Source organism: Saccharothrix texasensis, from assembly GCF_003752005.1.
GTDB lineage: Bacteria > Actinomycetota > Actinomycetes > Mycobacteriales > Pseudonocardiaceae > Actinosynnema > Actinosynnema texasense.
In genome coordinates this window covers 263,474-284,738 of the sequence record NZ_RJKM01000001.1, presented here as the reverse complement: position 1 = coordinate 284,738, position 21,265 = coordinate 263,474, and the positions used below count along the sequence as shown (strand labels likewise).

The following is a 21,265-nucleotide window of genomic DNA, read 5'->3' as shown; positions in this document are numbered from 1 at the left end:
CGGTCCACAAGGAACTCGACGTGGTGCTCCAAGGAGAATTCGTCGCTCACTGTCGAAGAACGTGCCGGCGCCGTGGCGTGCGGGCCGCTGGACCGACCGGAGCAACGGCCGACGAGTTGCGCAAGAAAACCGTGCGGATACACGAAATCAGCTTCTTGTCGGTGCTCGCGCCCCCGTGCTTGGATGCCCTGGGCGCCTGGCCGGCCGGTTGAGGACCGTCGACGAACCGCACCACCGAAAGACTCGCGGGAGCGCCATGACGACCGGAACACCTCCCGCGGCGGGGTCCGCGACAGCCGGGTTGCGTGCCACGTGGACGAACTGGGTGGACGAGGCGGTGCGGCCGCGGTTGCGGATCGCGCGGCTGCTGCCGTCCGGCGGTGAGGCCCTGGTCGTGTCCCTGGTCGTGCTCAACGTCCTGCTCGGCCTGCTGCCGGTGGCCTTCGTGCTCGCGACGAGCGTGCTGGTCGGCGAGGTGCCCGCCGCGGTCGGCGGCGGGGTCGGCAGCGCACCCTGGGACCGGCTGACCTCGATCTTCCTGGTCGCCGCCGCCGCGTTCCTGCTCACCCAGATCCTCACCCCGGTGGGCAACGCCCTGGGCCAGCAGCTGCGGCGACGGGTGGACAGCGCGCTGCGGGACGACGCGATGGCGTTGATGCTGCGCCCGGTCGGCATCGGGCCGTTGGAGGACCAGCGCACGCTGGACGAGCTGAACGAGGCGGTGCGCGCCTTCGAGCGCGACTGGGGCACACCGGGGCAGGCGTGCTTCGGCCTGGTGGCGCTGGTCGCCCGCTACACCCGCCTGGTGGCCCTGGTGACGGCCATCGGGTTGGCGATCGGGTGGCCGGCGGCGCTCGGGGTCGGCGCGGCGGTGCTGGCGTTCCGCTACGGCCAGCGCGGCGGTCTGCGCAAGTACTCGCGGGTGGGGCGCGATCTCATCGGCAGGATGCGCGAGATCGGCTACCTGCACGAGCTCACGATGACCGACGTCGCGGCGAAGGAGATCCGCGTGTTCGGCCTCACCGGCTGGCTCGCGGACCGCTACGCGGCCGTGTGGGAAGCCGTGCGCAACACCTTCGAACGGGCGCGCCGCCGCGTCTACCTGACGCCGTACCTGCTGCTGACGGCGCTGGGCCTGCTGCTGGCGGGCGGCGCGATGGTGTACGCCGCCCAGCTCGCCGCGACCGGGCGGGTGGGCCTGACCGCGCTGGCGCTCGGCGTGCAGGCGGTCGTGCTGGCGATCTCGCTCGGCGGCTACTACCCGGAGGCGGACACCAGCACCCAGTACGCGATGCAGTCGTTGACGGCCCTGCAACGGTTGCGCGACCGGCTGGACGAGCTGGACGAGGGTCAGCCCCCGGCGGGTCGGGCCGCGGTGCCCCCGGGCACGCCGGCCGCGTCGCTCACGTTCGACCGGGTCGGCTTCCACTACCCCGGTTCGGACCGCACCGTGCTCGACGGCATCGAGCTGGACCTGCCGGCCGGGCGGTGCACGGCCGTGGTCGGGGTCAACGGCGCGGGCAAGACCACGCTGGTGAAGCTGCTCGCGCGGCTGTACGAGCCCACGTCGGGCGCCGTGCGGGCGGACGGCGTGGACATCGCGGAGTTCGACCCGGTGCTCTGGCGACGCCAGGTCGGCGTGATCTTCCAGGACTTCGTGCGCTACGAGCTGACCGCGGCGGAGAACATCGCGCTGGGCGCGGCGCACGTGCCGGTCGACCGCGCGGTGGTGCTGCGCGCCGCCGAACGCGCCGGGATCGCCGAAGCGCTGTCCGCCCTGCCCGGCGGTCTGGACACGCCGCTGTCGCGGGCCTACCCCGGCGGGACGGACCTGTCCGGCGGGCAGTGGCAGCGGATCGCCATCGCCCGGGCGCTCTACGCGCTGGAGGCGGGCGCCAGGGTGCTGGTGCTGGACGAGCCCACCGCGGCGCTGGACGTCCGCGCCGAGGTGGCGTTCTTCGACCGGTTCGTGGAGCTGACCCGCGGGGTGACCTCGCTGCTGATCTCGCACCGGTTCTCCAGCGTCCGGCGGGCCGACCACATCGTGGTGGTGGACGGTGGGCAGGTGGTGGAACGGGGTTCGCACGACGAGCTGATGGTCGCGGGCGGCCACTACGCGCGCCTGTTCGCCTTGCAGGCCAAGCGATTCGCCCACGGGTTGGACGCCGACGACGCCGAGGACGGTGACGTCGTGGACGGTGACGCGCCGATCGGCGACACGGCCGCCGGGCATCCGGTGGTCGACGGCGCGGCGGCGGACGGGGCCGCGGCGGACAAGGCGGTAGGGGGAGTCAGCCGGTGATCGAGGTCGTCCGCGGCGGCTGGGAGCTGCTGGTCATCGCCTGGCAGGAGAGCCGCTACCGCTTGGTGCTCGCCGTCGTGCTCATGATCGCCCAGGCGTCGGCGATGCCGCTGGCCGCGCCCGCCCTGGGCGCGCTCACCGACTCGGCGGTGGCCGGGGATGTGCGGGGCGCGACCGCGGCGGCGGTGCTGGTCGTGGTCGCGGTGATCGCCGCGCTGACCGCCGGGCACTTCGCCCACATCTTCTACTTCGAGCTCGGTGACCGCGCGGTGCCGCGCCTGGAGCGCGAGCTGATCGAGATGACCAACGGCTCGGCCGGGCTGGAGCACCACGAGCGGCCCGAGTACGCCGACAAGCTCCAAGTGCTGCGCCAGGAACTGCACCGGGCCGGCTGGGGTTCGATGGAGGGCCTGCTGAACAGCCTGGGCCTGCTCGTGGCGATCTCGATCACCGCGGTCCTGCTGGCCCGGCTCAACCCGCTGCTGTTGCTGCTGCCCCTGGCCGCCGTGCCGGCGCTGCTGCTCGGGCGCCGGGCGGAGTCGATCGTCAACGACGCGCGCGAGCGTTCGGCGCCGCCGTCCCGGCACGCCAAGCACCTGTTCGGGCTCGTGGCGAACGCGGCGTCGGCCAAGGAGCTGCGCGTCGGCGGGCTGGCGTCGGAGCTGCGCTCGCGCCAGCGCCGGGCCTGGGACGACGCGTCGGCGGAGCTGTGGCGCGGTGAGCGGCGGGCGGTGGTGCTGCGCACCGGCGGTGAGCTGTTCTTCGCCGCGGCCTACGTGCTGGGCACGCTGCTGGTGCTGCGCGACGCGGTGGCCGGCCGCCGGGGCGTGGGCGACGTGCTGCTCGTGCTGACCTTGGCGTCCCAGGTGAACCAGCAGGTGACCTCGTCCGTGGCGACGTTGCAGGAGATGCAGCGCACCGGGCGGGTCATGGGCAACCTGCGCTGGGTCCGCGCGCTGGTGGCGCGCCAGGCGCCGCCACCGCCCGACCGGGACGTGCCCCGACGCATCCGGGACGGCATCGAGCTGCGCGGCGTGTCGTTCGCCTACCCGGGCACCGACCGGCCGGTCATCGCCGACGTCGACCTCACCCTGCCCGCGGGCGGCACGGTCGCGTTCGTCGGGGAGAACGGCGCCGGGAAGACCACCCTGATCAAGCTGCTGTGCCGGTTCTACCCGGTCACCACCGGCACGGTGTCGCTGGACGGCACGGACTTCACCCGCTTCCCCGTGACGGGGTGGCGCGCCCGCATCGCCGGCGGGTTCCAGGACTTCGCCCGCTTCGAGCTGCTCGCCCGCGAGAACGTCGGCGTCGGCGAGCTGGCCGAGATCGAATCGGCCGACGCCGTGCACGACGCCCTGCGCCGCGCACGCGCCGAGGACGTCCTGGACCGCCTTGAGGACGGTGTCGAGACCCAGCTCGGCAAGACCTACGCCGACGGCGTGGAGCTGTCCGGCGGGCAGTGGCAGAAGCTCGCGCTGGGCCGGGCCATGATGCGCCGCGAGCCGCTGCTGCTCGTCCTCGACGAACCGACCGCGGCGCTCGACGCGCAGGCCGAGCACCGGCTGTTCGAGCGGTACGCGGCCGGCGCGCGCGACGTCGGCCGGCGGACCGGCGCCATCACCCTGCTCGTCTCGCACCGGTTCTCCACCGTCCGCATGGCCGACCTCATCGTGGTGGTGGCCGACGGACGCGTGAAGGAACAGGGTTCGCACGACGAACTGATGGCCGCGAACGGCCTGTACGCCGAGCTGTACTCCATGCAGGCGGCGTCCTATGCGTGATGGGTGATCGACGGCCGACGTCGGTGATCGACCGCCGGGCGGTCGGGCCCGGCGAGGTGACCGGGCACACCTCCACCGCCTGCACGATGCCGGGCCGGAGCCGGGCACGCCGCGCGCTCTCGCCACTTCCCGACCCGAGACGCGCTGTCGGCGGGCTTGCCGCGGGTTCACCGCGGCAGGCTGCTGGAGCGACAGTGGAAGCTCGACCGGCCGGCCGACACCGGGGAGGTCCTGCGTCAGTGGTTCCTCGGCGTGGAGGAGCACTGCGGCTTGCACGGAGGCCTTAGAACCACTGGCGGCCTCCGCCCGCAGCGCGGCGAGGCCTCGAAAAACTCCACCTCTTCATCGCCGTGAGCGCGGTGAGCTGGATCGCAGGCACCGGCGCCACCGACGAGGCGACTGCGCACGCTCTTCGAGGCCGGTTACCTGACGCAGTAGGTCTCGACCGGCGCGGGGCCTGAACGCCCGAGCGCGATCACCTGCCCACCGTGCGAAGCTCGACCCGGGCCCGGCGCTGTCGCGTTCGGGCCCGCACAACCCCATCCACCCGTCACCATCACGTTCCAAGGACACACATGCGCACCGTCAACGCCTACGCGGCGCCGTCCGCCACCGGGCCCCTGGGCAGGACGACCATCGAGCGACGCGACGTCGGCCCGAAGGACGTCATGATCGAGATCGCCTACGCCGGCATCTGCCACTCCGACATCCACACGGTCCGCGGCGACTGGGGCCCGGTCCGGTACCCGCTGGTCGTCGGCCACGAGATCGTCGGCACCGTCTCGGCAGTCGGCTCCGAGGTCACGAAGCACCAGGTCGGCGACCGCGTCGGCGTCGGCTGCATGGTCGACTCGTGCGGCGAGTGCGAGTACTGCCTGCGCGGCGACGAGCAGTACTGCGCCAAGGGCCACACCCAGACCTACCACGGCATCGACCCCACCGACGGCACGATCACCCAGGGCGGCTACTCGCAGGCCGTCGTCGTCACCGAGGACTTCGTCCTCCGCGTGCCGGAGAACCTCGAACTCGAGAAGGTCGCGCCGCTGCTGTGCGCCGGCATCTCGCTCTACTCGCCACTGCGCCACTGGCAGGCGGGGCCGGGCAAGAAGGTCGCCATCGTCGGCCTCGGCGGTCTCGGTCACGTGGGCGTGAAGATCGCGGCGGCCCTCGGCGCCGAGGTCACCGTGCTCTCGCAGACGACCTCCAAGAAGGACGACTCCCTGCGCTTCGGCGCGACGGCTCACCACGCGACGACCGACCCGGAGACCTTCACCCAGCTCAAGAGCTCCTTCGACCTGATCGTCAACACCGTCTCGGCGAAGATCGACATGGCCGCCCACCTCGGCCTGCTCAAGGTCGACGGCACCCTGGTGAACGTGGGAGCCCCGGCGGAGCCCCTCGAGGTCCCGGCCTTCGCCCTCATCCCCGCTCGCCGCAGCTGGGCCGGCTCGTCGATCGGGGGCATCCGCGAGACCCAGGAGATGCTCGACTTCTGCGCCGAGCACGGCATCCTGCCCGAGACCGAGCTCATCAGCGCGGACGACATCAACGACGCCTACGAGCGGGTGCTGAAGTCCGACGTCCGCTACCGGTTCGTCATCGACGCGGCCACCTTCGCCTGACACCGCCGGACGACGGAGCGCCCGTGATCGGTGGATCGCGGCTCCGCTCCCTCGCCGGCGTCGGGCCGCTCAGCCGCTCTGCCCGGCACACCGCTCCACATGCCGCACGGGCAGGTCCGCGCCGACGTGGTCGGTGCGGCCACGACGGGCGCGGAGACGCTGGGGAACCGCGGTCGCGCAGAGCGCGCCCCGCGGTCCGGCGGCGTGCAGGTAGACGCCGACCGCCCGCACGACGGGCGGGGTGGGGGTCTGCACCGGTTCCGCTGGTCGAGGTGGTGTCCGCAACGGCGCCGGGGTGCGCGGACCGCGCCGCTCGCTCCGGGCCTCGGCACACCACCGAGGTCCGGGGCGACGGCCGGTCAGCCGGGGATCCTGCCGAACAGGTGCGCGGCGGGGGTGTCCGGGTCGTTGCCGTAGAAGAACTCCGCGAGCGCCTGGTGGAACTCGGCGCGGTTCAGCCCACCCGAGCCGTCGAGGTCCAACGCCTCGAAGACCTCGGCGCACTCCTCGGGGGACACGTTGCCCGCGAGGCCGAAGATCTGGCCGAACTCCGCCTGGTCGATCCGGTCGTCGCCGTCGAGGTCGATCAGGTCGAAGTAGCAGTCGGCCACCGGCCCGACCTGCTGCGGGTACAGGGAGGGGTCGGCCAGTGCCTGCCGGAAGCCCTCGGTCATCTCGCGCAGGTCGACCTTCCCGTCACCGTCCCGGTCCATGGGCTCGATCACGGTGGTCCAGAACGCGTCCAACCCCTCGGTCAGCCGGCGGGCGGTCTCGGACTGCGGCGCGGCATCGCGGGCCGCGACGTAGCGCTCACCCATCAACCGGACGTCCTGACGGGTGATCACCCCGTCGCCGTCGACGTCCGCGCCCTTGAACCACTGACGGTACTTGAGATCCCGAACTCCAGTCATGATCGCGGAAAGTAGTCAGGCGATCACGGATTTCCAAGCGACGCGACCACCAAGGAGATCGAATCACTCGTTCGAGTGATACGGCTGTCGTTCGGGGAGCCGGCAGTGCCCGGTGACCTGATCGAGCAGGTGTCGGGGTCGCGCCGGCGGCAGGTCGACGGGGCGGGCGGTCGACCATCTCGGCGGCGGGCGTCAGCCGGGCGGCGCCAGGTTCGGCGGCGCGAAGGCGAGCACCTCGGGAAGGGGGCCGTCGTAGGGCTCGACGTCGACCAGCGCGCTGAGCGCACTCGGCCCCTGGGACAGGCGCGAGCACGGGCGATCCGCGGTGAGGGCGTTCGGGTTGCCGTGGCGGTCCAGTGTCCCGCTCAGCCCCGGTCGGACCGGGTCCCACCACGCTCCCGTGGACAGTTGCACGACGCCCGGCATGAGGTCGTCCGACAGGACCGCGCCCGCGAGGCAGCTGCCCCGGTCGTTGTGGACGCGCACGACCATGCCGCTCTCGATGCCCCGTGCCGCGGCGTCCGACGGGTTGATCGTCACGGGCTCACGACCGCTGATCTTCGAGCTGAGGCTGTGGCCACCGTTGTCGTACTGGCTGTGCAGGCGCGAGGCGGGCTGGTTCGAGATCAGGTGCAGCGGGAACCGGTCCGACAGGTCGGCGCGGAGCCACTCCACCGGTTCGAACCACTTCGGGTGCCCGGCGCAGTCGTCGTAGCCGAACGAGTCGATCTCCGCCGAGAAGACCTCGATCCGCCCCGACGGCGTCGACAGGGGGAAGCGCCCCGGGTCCGAGCGGAGGTCGTCGAAACTGCCGGGGAACGGTCCCGTCAACGCCGGCAGCTCGGCGGTGGTGGCGCGCCAGAAGTCGTCGAAGCCGGGCAGGGCGGCATCGCCGCCGAGCCCGGCCCTCGTCTGCTCGTAGAGGTGCCGGACCCAGTCGGACTCGGAGCGCGACTCGGTGAACTCCCGCTCGAATCCGAGCCTGGAGGCCAGGGCGGCGAAGATGCGGTGATCGGTGCGCGACTCGCCCGCCGGGTCGCGGACCTTCGGCATCGCGACGAGGTGGGGGTCGGAGAACCCGGCGGCGAAGTCGTCGCGTTCCAGGGTGGTCGCGACCGGGAGGACGATGTCGGCGAACTTGGCCGTCGTGTTCCACCAGGCTTCGTGGACCACGACCGTGTCGGGGACCTGCCAGGCACGGGCCAACCGGTGGAGGTCCTGGTGGTGGTGGAACGGGTTGCCCCCGCACCAGTAGATCAAGCGGAGCTCGGGCAGCGTGAGGCGTTCGCCGTCGTAGTCGATGACCTCGCCCGGGTGCAGCAGGGCGTCGGCGATCCTCGCGACGGGGATGAAGTCCGGAACCGGGTTGGGCGCCGCCGGCATCGCGGCCACGAAAGGCCGGCCCGGGGCGACGCCCGTCGCGTCCATCGTCGCGTACCCCGCCCCCCACCCGCAGCCGGGCCGACCCATCGAGCCCGCCATGGCGGCCAGCACGACGGACATCCAGATCGGCTGTTCGCCGTGGTCCGCCCGTTGCACCGCGTAGTTGACCATGATGAGGGAACGCCGGGTGGCGAGGCGGCGGGCGAGGTCGGTGATCGCGTCGCGACCGATGCCCGTGATCTCCGCCGCCCAGGCGGCGTCCTTCACGACGCCGTCGACCTCGCCGAGCAGGTAGGGGGCGAAGCGGTCGAACCCGACGCAGCACCGGCGGAGGAAGTCCTCGTCGTGCCACCCGTTGACCAGCATCGTGTGGGCGATGCCGAGCATCGCGGCGGTGTCGGTGTTGGGGACGACCGGCAGCCACTCGGCGTCGAGGAAGCCCGCGACATCGCTGCGGATGGGGCTGACGTTCACGAACCGCACCCCGGCCTCGTGGCACCGGCGTTGCAGGTCCCGCGTCTGGTGCCTGGCCAGCCCTCCGGGGTTGATCTGGCTGTTCTTGAGTGCCAGCCCGCCGAACGCCACCACCAGCTCGCAGTTCTCGGCGATCTCGTCCCACATCGGCATCCGGCTCTGGTAGCTCCACGGATGACCGCCGATCACGTGGGGGAGGATGACCTCCAGCGCCGCGGTGCTGTAGGTGTTGCGCGAGTCGGTGTACCCCCCGCCCAGCGACAGGAACCGCTGGAGCTGCCCCTGCGCGTTGTGGAACCTGCCGGCACTCGCCCACCCGTAGGACCCGCCGAACACCGCGCTGTCCCCGTGCTGTGCGCGAACGCGACGGAGTTCCTCGCTCACCAGCGTGATCGCCTGGTCCCAGCTCACCTCGACGAAGGCGTCCGCGCCCCTGGCCGCGCCGCGGGCGCGAGGCTCGCCGTTCAGCCAGCCCCTGCGCACCGCGGGGCGTAACACGCGGGCGCCGTCCTCGGCGGCTGCCACCATCCCGGGGCCGATGGGCGAGGGATCGGGATCATCGGGTCTCGGCTCGATCCGCACCAACCGGCCGGAATCGACGACGGCGTCGAAACTGCCCCAGTGCGTCGCCACCGGCATGCGTCGTTCCATGCTGCACCAACTCCGCCTCTGACGTGTCCTTGATCCTGGCGCCGGGTGCTCGCTCCGCGAGGGTGGTGCGCCGCAGCGGGAGCCTGCCGCCCACGTCGTCCGGTGTGCCGTGCGGTGCGGATCGTGGCGGGCGACGTGGCCACCCACGGTAGCCCTGACCAGGGCAAGGGAGAAGACGACGTCGAGCAGGTCCGCCAGCGGCACCCGACCGTCCCCAGCCGGGCGAGGGGCGACGCGAGCCGCCGCGGGTCTCTTCGCCCGGTGCGGTGCTCTCCCCGGTCGGTGAGCCCACGGCGCCGGCACAACGCCCGGGCGCGAGCGGGGGGCCGCGACACCACCCGATCAGACGGCGCCCCCGAACCGCTCCCCCTCATGCCTCGACGTGCCACCGAAGTTGCCGAGCAGGATGAACGCTTCGAGGACGTCGCGCCAGAACACGGCCGGATCGATGGTGGTCGCGCGGCAGTCGGTGCTGCTGAAGCGCAGCGTGGCGGCTCGGGTGTGCGCGCTGAGGTCGCCGTAGGAGTCGTCGCAACGGTGGTGGGCCAGCGAGCCGGCGGTGAGCCCGGCGCGGCGAGACCGGGTAGTGGTCCCGGGCGCCGAACAGCGCGCGGGCGGTGTGGCGGTGGCTGGGATGTCGCGCATCGCGGCGGAGAAGTGCCCGTTGTCGAGGCCCTTGCGCTCTCGCAGGTCGACTGCCTTGCCCGAACGGCGCCGGCAGGTGGGCGTGCGAGGCATGCAGTCGTGCACGGGCGTCGAGCCGCGGCGACCGGGCGGGTTCCGACGAATGACTCCTGTCTGCCGGGGGTTCGCTGTGACAGGGTGTCGCGACGCAATCCGTCCGGTAGGAGGAGACACCCCCTTGAGACCTAGACGATTAACCCGGCGCGCACTCTCCGCGGCCGGGGCGCTGGTCGTGGTCGTGGCCATGACCCAGCCCGCCACAGCCCAGCCGCAGGACACCGACTACACCGTGCTGGTGGAGGCCGGCGCGTCGACCCAGGCCGCACGTGCCGCCGTCCGCGCCGCCGGCGGACGGGTCACCGCCGAGAACGACGCGGTCGGCACGCTGACCGTGAAGGCGCCGGCCGCCGGGTTCGTCCAGCGCGTCACCGCCGCCGACGCGGTGTTCGGCGCGGCACCGGTGCGGCCGATCGGGCAGGCGCCCGGGACCGGCAGCAGGCAGACCCGCGAGTGGCACGACGTCGAGAACGAGCACGTCGGCGCCGCGGCCAACCCCAAGGCCCCGACCGCGCCCAGGACGACCGCGGCCGGCCTGGACCCCCTCGACGACGCCCTGTGGGGCCTGCGCCTGGTGCGCTCCGACATCGCCCGCGTCCGGCAGGCCGGTGACCGGCGGGTCTACGTCGGCGTGCTGGACACCGGCGTGGACGGCACGCACCCCGACATCGCGCCCAACTTCAACCGCGCGCTGTCCCGCAACTTCACCATCGACATCCCGAACGACACCAACGGCGACGAGCTGGACGGGCCGTGCGAGTTCCGCGGCTGCGTCGACCCCGCCGACCACGACGACGGCGGCCACGGCACGCACGTCGCGGGCACCATCGGCGCGGCGGCCAACGGCTTCGGCGTGTCCGGTGTCGCGCCGAACGTGTCACTGGTCAACATCCGCGGCGGCCAGGACTCCGGCTTCTTCTTCCTCCAGCCGGTGGTGGACGCGCTGACCTACGGCGCCGACATCGGCCTCGACGTGATCAACATGTCGTTCTTCGTCGACCCCTGGTACATGAACTGCACGGCCAACCCGGCCGACAGCCCCGAGGCGCAGATCGCCCAGCGGACCACGATCGCCGCCGTCCAACGCGCGCTGAACTACGCCCACGGCAAGGGCGTGACGCTGATCGGCGCGGGCGGCAACAACCACGAGGACCAGGGCAACCCGCGCACCGACGCGGCCAGCCCGAACTACCCGCCGGGCGCCGCCTACCCGCGCCCGATCGACAACACCACGTGCCTCAACCTCCCCACCGAGGGCGACCACGTCATCTCGATCTCCGCGCTCGGCCCGTCGACCGGCAAGGCCGACTACTCCAACTACGGCGTCGAGCAGACCGCCCTGTCCGCGCCCGGCGGCTACTTCCGCGACGGGTTCGGCACGGACTGGTACCGGACGAACGAGAACCAGATCCGGTCCGCCTACCCGCGCAACGTGGCGCTGGCCGCGGGTGACATCGACGCCGACGGCACCATCACCGCCAAGGGCGAAGCGGCCGGGGTGGCCAAGTACTGCGACGCCACCACCTGCGGCTTCTACCGCTACTCGCAGGGCACGTCGATGGCCGCGCCCCACGCCTCGGGCGTGGCCGCGCTGGTGGTCAGCCAGTTCGGCAAGCGGGACCGGGCGCACCCCGGCACGCTGACCATGTCACCGGACCAGGTCGAGGCGGTGCTGTACGGCACGGCCATCCCGCGGGCGTGCCCCGAGCCGCGGACCGTGTCCTACGAGAACGTGGGCAGGTCGGCCGAGTTCACCGCGACCTGCGTGGGCGACACCGCGTTCAACGGCTTCTACGGGCACGGCATCGTGGACGCCTACGGCGCCGTGACCCGAGGCGGCGACTTCCTCTGACGTCGCCCGCGAACCGCGGGCCCGGGACGACCGGGCCCGCGGTTCGCGGCCGGGCGGCCCAGTGCCGACCGCCGGTGATCGAACCCGTTCGGACGATATCCGCGTACTCCGAGCGCTCGTTGGAGGAGGGCAACTCCCACGACGTGAGGACATGACGGATGAGAAGGCTCGGAGCCGGGCTGGCCGCCGCCGCGCTGGTGCTGGCCGGCGGTGTGCCGGCGGGTGCCGTGGACGGCACCCTGCCCGGCGGGATCGGGATCGCGGTGGACGTCGAGACGCCGTTACCCGACACGGTGATCCCCAAGGGCACCACCACGGTGGTCGGCACGGCGTCGATCGGCACGAAGGCGGCGACGCCGACGACGTCGCTGGTGTACGTGCTCGACAGCTCCGGCAGCCTCACCCAGAGGGGGTGGGACGCCGAGAAGCAGGCCGTCGGCGAGTTCCACCGGCAGGTGGCGCAGCAGCCGTACCTGGGGGTGGGCGCGACCGGCCTGGTCGCGTTCTCCACCGCGGCGCAGGCCGCCTGGACCGGTCCCGCGGCGGGGCCGCGGTTCCACGACGTGCTGGCGGCCCTGCCCTGGCAGGACGGCAGCACCAACTTCACCGCAGGGCTCAGGGTGGGCACCGAGGTCGCGAACGCGACGACCGAACCGCGGTCGATCATGATCTTCCTGTCCGACGGGCGCGACAACCACACCCTGGAGAACTTCGAGGGCGCGCTGGCCGCGGTGCCCGAGCGGGTGGACATCCACACCGTGGCCTTCGGCCCGGACGCCACCTGCAGCAGCGGCCCGCGCAGCCTCAAGCGCATGGCGGACGCCACCGGCGGCGCCTGCGTCCAGGCGCCCGACATCCGCGACCTGCCGACCGCGTTGGGGACGCTGTTCCCCTCCGAGCTGCAACGCCTGACGCTGACCGTGGACGGCGGCCCGGAGCTGCCGATCACCGACATCACCCCGGCCCTGCCGCAGCCGGGTCCCCGCCAGGTCCGCTACACCGTCGAGACCCCGCCGCTGGACGTGGGCAACCACCCCTTGTGCGTCACCGCCCACGGCACCGACTACGCCGGGGCGGGGAAGGTCACCGACTGCACCAACGTGATCATCCTCGAACCCGCGCCCAGCACCACCCCGACCACCAGCCCCACGAGCACCACCCCGACCAGCCCCGGCGGCCCGCCACCGACGGCGGCGCTGCCCGGCAACCGCCAGGTCAGCGTCATCCCGCGCGGCGGCGTGGACACCGGTGGCGGGACGGCGGCGCCGTGACCGCCCGCAACCGCGCGGTCATCGCCGCGGCCGCGGCCGCGCTGCTGATCGCGGGCCTGCTCGCCACGGCCCTGCTCCGGTCACCCGGCGACGGCGGCCCCACCGGGCAGGCTGCCGGGCAACCCGCCACCGCGGCACCACCGCAGGTGTCCGCCGCCGCACCGGTCGAGGTGCGCATCCGAGCCCTCGGCGCCCGCTCCAGCCTCATCCCGCTCGGCCTCAACGCCGACGGCACCGCCGAGGTCCCGCCGCTGGAGCAGCCCCTCCAGGCCGGCTGGTACAAGCACGGCCCCGCACCCGGCGACCCCGGCCCCGCCGTCCTGCTCGGCCACGTCGACGGCCACGGCCGACCCGGCATCTTCCACGACCTCGCGACGCTGAGCCCCGGCGACCGCGTCGAGGTCACCCGCCACGACCAGACCACGGTCAGCTTCACCATCAGCCGGGTCGACCGCGTCGCCAAGGACCACTTCCCCACCGACGCCGTCTACGGCGAGACCACCACACCGCAACTGCGCCTGATCACCTGCGGCGGCGCGTTCGACCCCGCCACCGGCGACTACCGGGACAACGTCATCGCCTACGCCGACCTCGACTGAGAACGGTGGCCGGGGCGGCCGGGAAACCCGTGCCGCCCCGGTTCCGACGAGCTGTCGTCACCTGATGCGGGGATCTCGCCGTCAGGTGGTCGGGCGGGGCAGGTAGCGGCCCGCGGGGTCGCCCACCACCTTGCCGTCCTCCAGGACCCGGTGGCCGCGGAGGAAGGTGTCCGTCACCCTCGCGGTCAGTTCGAAACCCTCGAAGGGCGTGTACTCCTGGGTCGACTCCGAGTCCGCCGCCCGCACCACCCAGTGGTGGTCGGGGTCGACCAGGGCGATGTCGGCGTCGTAGCCGATGTCGAGGTCGCCCTTGGCGCGCAGGCCGTAGCGCCTGGCCGGGTTGGCCGACGCCAGCTCCGCCACGCGGTGCAGCGGCAGACCGCGCCGCGACCCCTCGGTGACCAGGCCCGCCAGGAGGTACTCCGTGCCCCCGAAGCCGGACTTGGCGACGAACACGTCGTCGCGCGGGTCGCCGAACTTCGTCTCGTCCCGGCAGCAGGCGTGGTCGCTGACCACCCAGTCGATCGTGCCGTCGGCCACGTACTCCCACAACGCGTCCACGTCGTCGCGGTCGCGCAGCGGCGGGTTCACCTTGCCGCCCAGGCCGTGAGCCGTGCGGAAGTCCGCCAGCAGGTGGCCGATGGTCACCTCGCGCCGGAAGTCGATGTGCGGGAACGCCCGCGCCATCCGCAACGCGGCGTCGACCGCCTTGCGCGAGGTCAGGTGCAGCAGGTTGATGTTGGTCAGCCCGGTCTCGTGCGCGAGGTAGGAGGCGATCGAGATGGCCAGGCCCTCGGAGTGCGGGGGGCGCGACGCCGAGTAGGCCTCCAACCCGGTCAGCACGCCCTCCTTCTCCACCAGCTCGGTGTAGGCGGTCATGATCTCCGCGGTCTCGCAGTGCAGCGACAGCGAGATCTCGTCCGCGCGCTCCGGGAACCGCTCGCGGGCGGCCTGGATGCCGCGCATCACGAACTCGAAGTGCGCGTAGTCGTAGCGCTCCCCTTCCGGGATCATCAGGAACGAGCTCTGGTCGTCCGACTTCCCGTGCAGGCCGTGCGAGCCGTAGAACATGAACACCTTGAACGACGACACGCCGAACGTCTCGACCAGCTCGGGGATCTCGTCGATGTGCCCGCGCATCATCGGCGCCAGGTGGAACCCGTAGTCGACGTGCGCGCGGCCCCGCGTGGTCTCCAGCACCTCCGGGAAGAAGGTGGCGTAGTCGCCGCCCTTGTTGAGGTAGTACTGGCCGGTCCTCATGTAGGTCAGGGCCGTCGTCACCCCGCCCTGCGCGCAGGCGCGGCTCTCCGACGCGGCGTCCGCGCCCAGCTCGTTGTAGATGCCCCAGTGCTGGTGGGCGTCGACCACGCCGGGGAAGGCGAGCCGGCCGCCGCCGTCCACGACCTCGTCGGCGTCCGCGGTGTCCAGGTCGGGTGAGATCGCGGCGACCTTCCCGTCCCGCACGCCGATGGAGGTGCGCCGGACCCCTTCCACGCCCGGCCGGACGAGGTCGACGTCGTGCAGGATGAGGTCGTAGTTCGCCATTGCGTGCTCCTTCTCGGTGTCGACCATTGATCAAGCGCCCGGTCGGACGCGGGTGAGGGCGAGCAGCTCGTGCGGCGGGAAGCCGTCGGGCAGCCGCGCCACGCCTTCCTCCACCGCGCGCACCGCGTCCTCGTCGAGCAGCTCCCGCGCGTTGTCCCGGAACTTCGCGCGCAGCTCTTCGACGGTCAGCGGGTTGTCCGGGCCACCCCGGTTGGCCGGCACCTTCGCCGTCCACTCGCGACCGTCGCGGGTGCGCGCCCGCACCACGGCCGGGAACTGGTGCGGGAAGATCGCCGTGCACTCCTCGTCGGCGACCACGTCCGCGCACGCCATCAGCCGCCTGCGGCGGGGTTCGTCCAGCCGGTCGGGCGCGTAGTCGGCGAGCGAGGCGCCGAGGCCGGAGCCGCCGAGCAGGCCGATGGACACCGCGTAGGGCCCGCTGAACTGCGCCTCGTAAGGGGTGCTCGGCGCGCGCTTGCGGCCGATCGGCTCGCCGACGGTGCGCACCACCGGCTCGGGCACGCCGATCACCAGCGACTCGACCTCGTCGGGGTCCACGCCCTGCTCCCGCAGCGCGCGCCCGGCGTCCACGATGGTGTGGGTGAAGTGGTTGGCGGGGTAGGGCTTGAAGAAGATCCTCGGCACCTCCCACTTCTCGCCCAGCCCGTCGGTGAGCGCGTCGGCGTCGAACCGGCCGTGCAGGAACGCCTCGAAGAACCCGAACCTGCCCTCCAGCACCGTCGGCGGACCGGTGAACCCGTGGCGCACCAGCTGCGCGGCGCTGACCCCGGCGTGGGCGGCCCAGCCGCAGTGCAGCCGCTTGACCGTGCCGCCGGTGCGGTTGGCCTCGATCACGCCGGAGGACATCGACGCGGACACGCCGATCGCGTGCGCGACACCCGCGGCGTCCAGCCCGTACAGGACCGCGGCGGCCACCGCGCTGCCGATCGCGCCGCAGATCGAGGTGGCGTGCTGCCCGTGCTCGAAGTACACCGAGTTGTTGGTGGCGTGGTCGTAGCCGGCCATGCCGAGCCGGACGCACACCTCCAGCCCGACCGCGACGGCGGCGAGCAGCGCCGGCCCGTCCGCGCGCACCGCTTCCGCGGCGGCCAGCGCGGCCGGCACCACCGAGGCGCTCGGGTGCAGCACCGAGGGCAGGTGGGTGTCGTCGTAGTCCAGCGAGTGGGCCAGGACGCCGTTGGCCAGCGCCGCCAGCGCGGCCGGTACCCGCTGCTCCTCGCCGACGACGTGGGCCTGGCCCGTCCCGCCCTGTTCCAGGACGTAGGCGATGGCCGCCGCGCTCGTGTCGAGCTGTCGCGCGCCGACGCACAGGCCGAGGACGTCGAGCACCCGGTCCCGGACGCTCGCGGTCACCTCCGAGGGCAACGGTCCCGGCCGGACGGCGAACTCGGCCAGGACGGCGCTGAGGGTCTGATCGGTCACGACGCCGCCTTCGGGGTCACGGCCAGTGGGCGGACCGGGGAGCCCGTGGCGCCCACGAGCTTGAGCGGGGACAGGACGAACAGGAACTCGTGGACCGCGGCGGCGGCGATCCGCTCCAGGTCGAGGGTCTCGATGATGTAGGTGCCGTGCTCCACCAGCAGCACGCGGTGCGCGGGCAGCAGGCTGTGCCCCCGGCCCGGGGGCAGGCACTCGAAGGCGATGGTGTCCGCGCCCGCGGCGTGCACGCGGCGTTCGGCCAGCCAGCGCGCACCAGCCTCGCCGATGCCCGGCACGCCCGAGTCGTGCCCGATGTACTCGGCCGGGCCGCCCTGGCCGAAGCGCGCGCCCCAGCCGCTGCGCAGCAGCACCACGTCACCGTCGCGCACGTCCACGCCCTGGCGCCGGACGGTCAGGTCGAGGTCGTCCGGGGTGATCTCGTAGCCGGGCTCGCACGTCGGCAGCCCCAGTGCCCCGGGCACGTCGAGCAGCACGCCCCGCCGGAACATGGGCTCGATGGTCTCCGCGCCGTGCGCGCTCATCGAGCCGCCCCGCTGGGCCTCGGCCGCGTCGACGCCCCCGAAGAGCCGCCCGTCGTGCGAGACGTGGGAGAACGCGTCGACGTGCGTGCCCACGTGGGTGCCGAGCGAGATGTGGTCGGCCGCGGCCGAGCCGCCGTCCGCGCGCACCGCGTCACCGTGCCTGCGGGGCAGGGTGTGCCAGTACGGCGGGTGGTTCGGCGACTGCGGCATGCCCCGGTACAGGGGGCGGCCGAGGTCGAAGACCTCGACCCCGCCGCCGAGGGCGCCGGTCAGCCAGCCGGCGACGGCGGGTGCGTCGAGGGCGGTCACGCGATCACGCCCCGCTCGGTCATCCGGTCGATCTCGTCGGGGGCGTAGCCCAGGTCGGTCAGCACGGCACGGGTGTCCGCGCCCTTCGCCCGGCCGGTGTGCCGGATGGCGCCCGGGGTCCGGGACATCCCCCACATCACGTTGTGCATGAGGACGTCCCCCAGTTCGTCGTCCTTGACGGTGGTCAGCATCCGCGTCTTCCTCACGTGCTCGTCGGCGACGACGTCCGCGGCGTCGTAGATCGGCGCGACCGCCGCGCCGGCCTCGTCGAACCGGGCCAGGACCTCGTCCCGGGTGTGCTCGGCGATCCAGGACCCGACGTGCTCGTCGAGCAGGTCGACGTGCTGGACGCGGCCGGCTCCGGTGGCGAACCAGGGCTCGTCGATCACCTCCGGGTGGCCGACGAGCCGCAGGACCCGTTCCGCGATGCTCTGCGCGCTGGTGGAGACCGCGACCCACTTGCCGTCGGAGGTCAGGTAGGTGTTGCGCGGCGCGTTGTTCGCCGAGCGGTTGCCGTTCCGGGCGCCGACGACGCCGAGCTGGTCGTAGACGGTCGGACCGGGTCCGACGGCGGTCATCAGCGGGGTCAGCAGGTTCATGTCGATCACCTGGCCGACACCGCCGCCGCCCGCGTCCCGCTCGTACAGCGCCATCGCGGTGGCCGCCGCCGCGGCGATGCCGCAGATCGAGTCGGCCAGGCCGAACGCGGGCAGCGTCGGCGGCGCGTCGGCCGGTCCGGTCAGGTGCGCGAAGCCGCTCATGGCCTCGGCGAGCGTGCCGAACCCGGCCCGGTGCGCGTACGGGCCGGTCTGCCCGAACCCGGTGACCCGGACGACGACGAGCCGGGGGTTGCGCTCCCACAGCACGTCCGGGCCGAGGCCCCAGCGTTCCAGGGTGCCCGGGCGGAAGTTCTCCACCAGCACGTCGGAGCGCTCCACGAGGCGGAGCAGGACCTCCGCGCCCTCCCGGGTGGACAGCGATGCCGCGACGGCCTTCTTGTTGCGCGAGATCTCCTTCCACCACAGGGGTTCGCCGTCCTTGGCCGGCCCGTGGCCGCGCATCCCGTCGCCCCGCACCGGGTGCTCGACCTTGATCACGTCGGCTCCGTGGTCGCCCAGCAGCCGGCAGCACAGCGGGCCGGCCAGGATGGTCGAGGCGTCGATCACCCGCAGGCCGGTGAGCGGCCCGGACGGCGGTGTCGGGGATGGCAGGTCGCGGGTCATCCGGTGGTCACCCTCTTCTGGTCGATCGTGTCGGCGAGCACCGCGCGGAACCTGTCCGGCTCCTGCTCGGCGAGGAAGTCGGTGGCCCCGGGCAGGACCACCGCGCGCCGGTGGCCGATCGCCGCGACCGACCGCTCGTGCATGGCGGCGATCCGGTCGGCGGAACCCGAGAGCAGCAGGTCCACCGGTCCGGCCCGGCGGGCGGAGTCGTGCAGGTCGTGCCGCCAGACGGCCCGGTAGGACCGGGCGAAGTCCGCGCCCGCGTCGAGGTAGTCGCGCACCAGCGCGGTCAGCAGCCCGACGTCGGCCCACGGGTACTCGCCCCGCACCCGGTCCCAGATCCACCGCAGGTGGTCCCCGTCCTCGTCCGGGGCCCACGGCGGGGCGAACGTCGCCAGCCGGTCGGCCTTCTCCCGCTCGGTGTAGACCGGGACGCCGTGCAGCACCACCCCGGCCGCGCGGCCGGGTCGGCGCGCCGCCGCGTGCAGGGCGAACACCGCGCCGGTGGCACGTCCGAACAGCCAGGGCCGGCGCACCCCCAGGTGGTCGGCGACGAACCAGGCCACGTCCGCGTACCGGTCGACGTCCCAGACGCCGCGCCCCGCCTCGGAGGAGCCGTAGCCCGGCGTGTCCACGGCGACCGGCACGCAGGACCGCGCCAGCCCGTCGAGCGCGGGCCGGTAGCGCCGGGACGACAGCGGGCTCTGGTGGAACATCAGCAGCAGCGGCAGGCCGCGCTCCAGTTGCCCGGCGAGCGGCTCGTCTCCCCCGCACCGGTAGTGCAGCAGGCCCCACGGCGCGCGCAGGTAGCCGGCGCCCATCACACGCCCTCGGCGGGGATCAGCTCGTCGCTGCGCTCGGCGCGCAGGCACGCCACCTCGTGCAGCGGCGCCACCGCCCTCGGCAGCACGACGCCCTTCGAGCAGTCCGCGATCTCGATCGGGCACCGGCCGCTGAGCACGCAGGTGGTCGGCGCCTGCGACGGGTTGGGGATCTCGCCGCGCAGCGGCACGTGCTCGCGGATCTCGCCGACCACCGTGCTCAGCGTCGCCGACATCAACGCCTTGGTGTAGGGGTGCTTCGGGTTGCCCAGCACGTCGGCCGTGCGGCCCTGCTCCACCACCTGGCCGAGGTACATCACCGCGACGCGGTCGCTGATCAGGCCGACCGTGGCCAGGTCGTGGGAGATGAACACGTAGGAGATGCCCTTCTCCCGCTGGAGGTCGCGCAGCAGGTCCAGCACGCGGGCCCGGACGGAGACGTCCAACGAGGACGTCGGCTCGTCGAGCACCACCAGCCTGGGCTCGGTGATGATCGCGCGGGCGATGCCGATGCGCTGCTGCTGGCCGCCGCTGAGGTTGCGGGGCAGGCGCTCGGCGTGCTCCGCGGTCAGGCCGACCCGCTCCAGCATCGCCACCACCTTGTCGCGCCGCTGCTTCCGGTTCAGCCCGCCGGCGTGCACGATCAGCGGCTCGGCGACGATGTCACCCACCTTGATCCGCGGGTTGAGCGACTCGTAGGGCTCCTGGAACACCACCTGCAGCTTCGAGCGCAGCGCCCGCATCTCGGGCCTGCGCAGCGAGCTCAGCACCCGGCCGTCGAAGCTCACCCGCCCCTCGGACGGCGTGATCAGGCCCAGGGCGATGCGGCCCAGCGTCGACTTGCCCGAACCGCTCTCGCCGATCACGGCGACGGTCTCGCCCGGCTCGACGGTGAGCGAGACGCCGTTGACGGCGTGCACCTCCTTGCCGCCACGGCGGAACACGTGCCGGATGTCGGTCAGTTCCATGAGGCTCATGCGCCCGTCACCTCCTCGCGCGCCGCCCGCGCCGACTCCCAGGGGGCCGGCGGCACCGCCGCCAGCAGCTGCCGCGTGTAGTCGTGGGCGGGTTCGCCGAACACCCTGGCGACCGGCCCGCTCTCCACGACCTGCCCCGACTTCATCACCACGACCTCCTGGCAGTACTGGGCCACGACCCCGAGGTCGTGCGTGACCAGCAGCAGCGACCGGTTCCCGGCCGAGACCTGCGCCTGGATGAGGTCCAGGATCTGGCGCTGCACCGTGACGTCCAGCGCCGTGGTCGGCTCGTCCGCGATCACCAGCGGCGGGTCGTGCACCATGGCCAGCGCGATGACCACGCGCTGCGCCATGCCGCCGGACAGCTCGTGGGCGTAGCCGCGCAGCACCCGCTCGGAACCGCGGACCTGGACCGACTCCAGCCGCGCCAGGGCCAGGTCCCGGATGTCCGAACGGCTCATCTTCCGGTGCGCCCGGACGACGTTGGCGAACTGCTTCTCGATCGACAGCACCGGGTTGAGCGAGCCGAACGGGTTCTGCGCGACGAACCCGATGCGCCCGCCCCGGACCTGCCGCAGCTGCTTGCGCGTCGCCGTGATCAGGTCGAGGCCCTCGAACTCGGCCCGGCCCGCGACGACCCGGCCGTAGGAGGGCAGCAGGCCCAGGACCGAGCGGATCGTCACCGACTTCCCCGAGCCGGTCTCGCCGACCACACCGACCGCGGTGCCGCCGGGCACTTCGAGCGAGATGTCCCGCACGGCGCGGACCGTGCGGCCCCGGCCGCGGAACTCCGTCGTGAGTCCGGAAACCTTGAGCAC

General features: G+C 73.0%; 17 protein-coding genes. 6 read left to right on the top strand and 11 right to left on the bottom strand.

The features are described from left to right. Nucleotides 1-256: 256 nt before the first annotated feature. The 3 genes from EDD40_RS01090 to EDD40_RS01080 all read left to right on the top strand — a co-directional run bounded on the left by EDD40_RS01090 (nucleotide 257) and on the right by EDD40_RS01080 (nucleotide 5,708). Nucleotides 257-2,302, top strand: a complete 2,046-nt coding sequence (locus tag EDD40_RS01090; RefSeq protein ID WP_148088647.1) for an ABC transporter ATP-binding protein — start codon at nucleotides 257-259, stop codon at nucleotides 2,300-2,302. Then, nucleotides 2,299-4,086 carry an ABC transporter ATP-binding protein gene (locus tag EDD40_RS01085; protein ID WP_123741226.1) on the top strand — a complete coding sequence of 596 codons (1,788 nt, stop codon included), beginning with the start codon at nucleotides 2,299-2,301 and terminating at the stop codon, nucleotides 4,084-4,086. The genes EDD40_RS01090 and EDD40_RS01085 overlap by 4 nt, the downstream gene beginning before the upstream one ends. A 575-nt stretch (nucleotides 4,087-4,661) precedes the next feature. Beyond that, nucleotides 4,662-5,708, top strand: a complete 1,047-nt coding sequence (locus tag EDD40_RS01080) for an NAD(P)-dependent alcohol dehydrogenase (protein ID WP_123741225.1) — start codon at nucleotides 4,662-4,664, stop codon at nucleotides 5,706-5,708. Nucleotides 5,709-5,777: 69 nt separating this feature from the next. Here the strand turns inward: EDD40_RS01080 and EDD40_RS40905 are convergent, their stop codons facing one another. From EDD40_RS40905 to EDD40_RS01065, 4 genes are all read right to left on the bottom strand, one after another. Beyond that, nucleotides 5,778-5,963 (bottom strand): hypothetical protein, encoded by a 186-nt coding sequence (locus EDD40_RS40905; protein WP_148088646.1) that lies wholly within the window; start codon nucleotides 5,961-5,963, stop codon nucleotides 5,778-5,780. 104 nt (nucleotides 5,964-6,067) lie between these two features. Continuing rightward, nucleotides 6,068-6,619: an EF-hand domain-containing protein gene (locus tag EDD40_RS01075; RefSeq protein WP_123741224.1), complete on the bottom strand. Its 552-nt coding sequence runs from the start codon at nucleotides 6,617-6,619 to the stop codon at nucleotides 6,068-6,070. Nucleotides 6,620-6,811: 192 nt separating this feature from the next. After that, a complete protein-coding gene (locus EDD40_RS01070; protein WP_123741223.1) occupies nucleotides 6,812-9,127 on the bottom strand; it encodes a molybdopterin-dependent oxidoreductase in 2,316 nt (771 codons plus the stop codon). Nucleotides 9,128-9,469: 342 nt separating this feature from the next. Continuing rightward, nucleotides 9,470-9,865 (bottom strand): hypothetical protein, encoded by a 396-nt coding sequence (locus tag EDD40_RS01065; protein ID WP_148088645.1) that lies wholly within the window; start codon nucleotides 9,863-9,865, stop codon nucleotides 9,470-9,472. Nucleotides 9,866-10,055: 190 nt separating this feature from the next. Here EDD40_RS01065 and EDD40_RS01060 point away from each other — a divergent pair, with 190 nt between their 5' ends. From EDD40_RS01060 to EDD40_RS01050, 3 genes are all read left to right on the top strand, one after another. Further along, complete coding sequence (locus EDD40_RS01060; RefSeq protein WP_170184895.1) at nucleotides 10,056-11,720, top strand: S8 family serine peptidase; 1,665 nt, start codon at nucleotides 10,056-10,058, stop codon at nucleotides 11,718-11,720. A 158-nt stretch (nucleotides 11,721-11,878) separates the two neighbouring features. Continuing rightward, on the top strand, nucleotides 11,879-12,991 hold the full coding sequence (locus EDD40_RS01055) for a vWA domain-containing protein (RefSeq protein WP_123741220.1): 1,113 nt from the start codon (nucleotides 11,879-11,881) through the stop codon (nucleotides 12,989-12,991). Continuing rightward, nucleotides 12,988-13,590, top strand: a complete 603-nt coding sequence (locus EDD40_RS01050) for a class F sortase (RefSeq protein ID WP_246037317.1) — start codon at nucleotides 12,988-12,990, stop codon at nucleotides 13,588-13,590. Before EDD40_RS01055 ends, EDD40_RS01050 begins: the two co-directional genes overlap by 4 nt. An 81-nt stretch (nucleotides 13,591-13,671) precedes the next feature. On the opposite strand, the gene EDD40_RS01045 is transcribed toward EDD40_RS01050, so the two are convergent. Genes EDD40_RS01045 through EDD40_RS01015 form a run of 7 tightly spaced genes read right to left on the bottom strand, consistent with a single transcriptional unit; the run spans nucleotide 13,672 to nucleotide 21,265 of the window. Further along, the gene (locus EDD40_RS01045) at nucleotides 13,672-15,135 is read right to left on the bottom strand and encodes a dihydroorotase (protein ID WP_123747655.1); all 1,464 of its coding nucleotides are present in this window, start codon (nucleotides 15,133-15,135) and stop codon (nucleotides 13,672-13,674) included. 30 nt (nucleotides 15,136-15,165) lie between these two features. Further along, nucleotides 15,166-16,578 (bottom strand): MmgE/PrpD family protein, encoded by a 1,413-nt coding sequence (locus tag EDD40_RS01040; protein ID WP_123741219.1) that lies wholly within the window; start codon nucleotides 16,576-16,578, stop codon nucleotides 15,166-15,168. Further along, nucleotides 16,575-17,426 carry a cyclase family protein gene (locus tag EDD40_RS01035; protein ID WP_246037315.1) on the bottom strand — a complete coding sequence of 284 codons (852 nt, stop codon included), beginning with the start codon at nucleotides 17,424-17,426 and terminating at the stop codon, nucleotides 16,575-16,577. The genes EDD40_RS01040 and EDD40_RS01035 overlap by 4 nt, the downstream gene beginning before the upstream one ends. Continuing rightward, the gene (locus tag EDD40_RS01030; RefSeq protein ID WP_123741218.1) at nucleotides 17,423-18,649 is read right to left on the bottom strand and encodes a CaiB/BaiF CoA transferase family protein; all 1,227 of its coding nucleotides are present in this window, start codon (nucleotides 18,647-18,649) and stop codon (nucleotides 17,423-17,425) included. The genes EDD40_RS01035 and EDD40_RS01030 overlap by 4 nt, the downstream gene beginning before the upstream one ends. Further along, nucleotides 18,646-19,470, bottom strand: a complete 825-nt coding sequence (locus tag EDD40_RS01025; RefSeq protein WP_123741217.1) for an alpha/beta fold hydrolase — start codon at nucleotides 19,468-19,470, stop codon at nucleotides 18,646-18,648. Before EDD40_RS01025 ends, EDD40_RS01030 begins: the two co-directional genes overlap by 4 nt. Beyond that, complete coding sequence (locus EDD40_RS01020; RefSeq protein ID WP_123741216.1) at nucleotides 19,470-20,447, bottom strand: oligopeptide/dipeptide ABC transporter ATP-binding protein; 978 nt, start codon at nucleotides 20,445-20,447, stop codon at nucleotides 19,470-19,472. The genes EDD40_RS01025 and EDD40_RS01020 overlap by 1 nt, the downstream gene beginning before the upstream one ends. After that, nucleotides 20,444-21,265 carry an ABC transporter ATP-binding protein gene (locus EDD40_RS01015; RefSeq protein ID WP_123741215.1) on the bottom strand — a complete coding sequence of 274 codons (822 nt, stop codon included), beginning with the start codon at nucleotides 21,263-21,265 and terminating at the stop codon, nucleotides 20,444-20,446. Before EDD40_RS01015 ends, EDD40_RS01020 begins: the two co-directional genes overlap by 4 nt.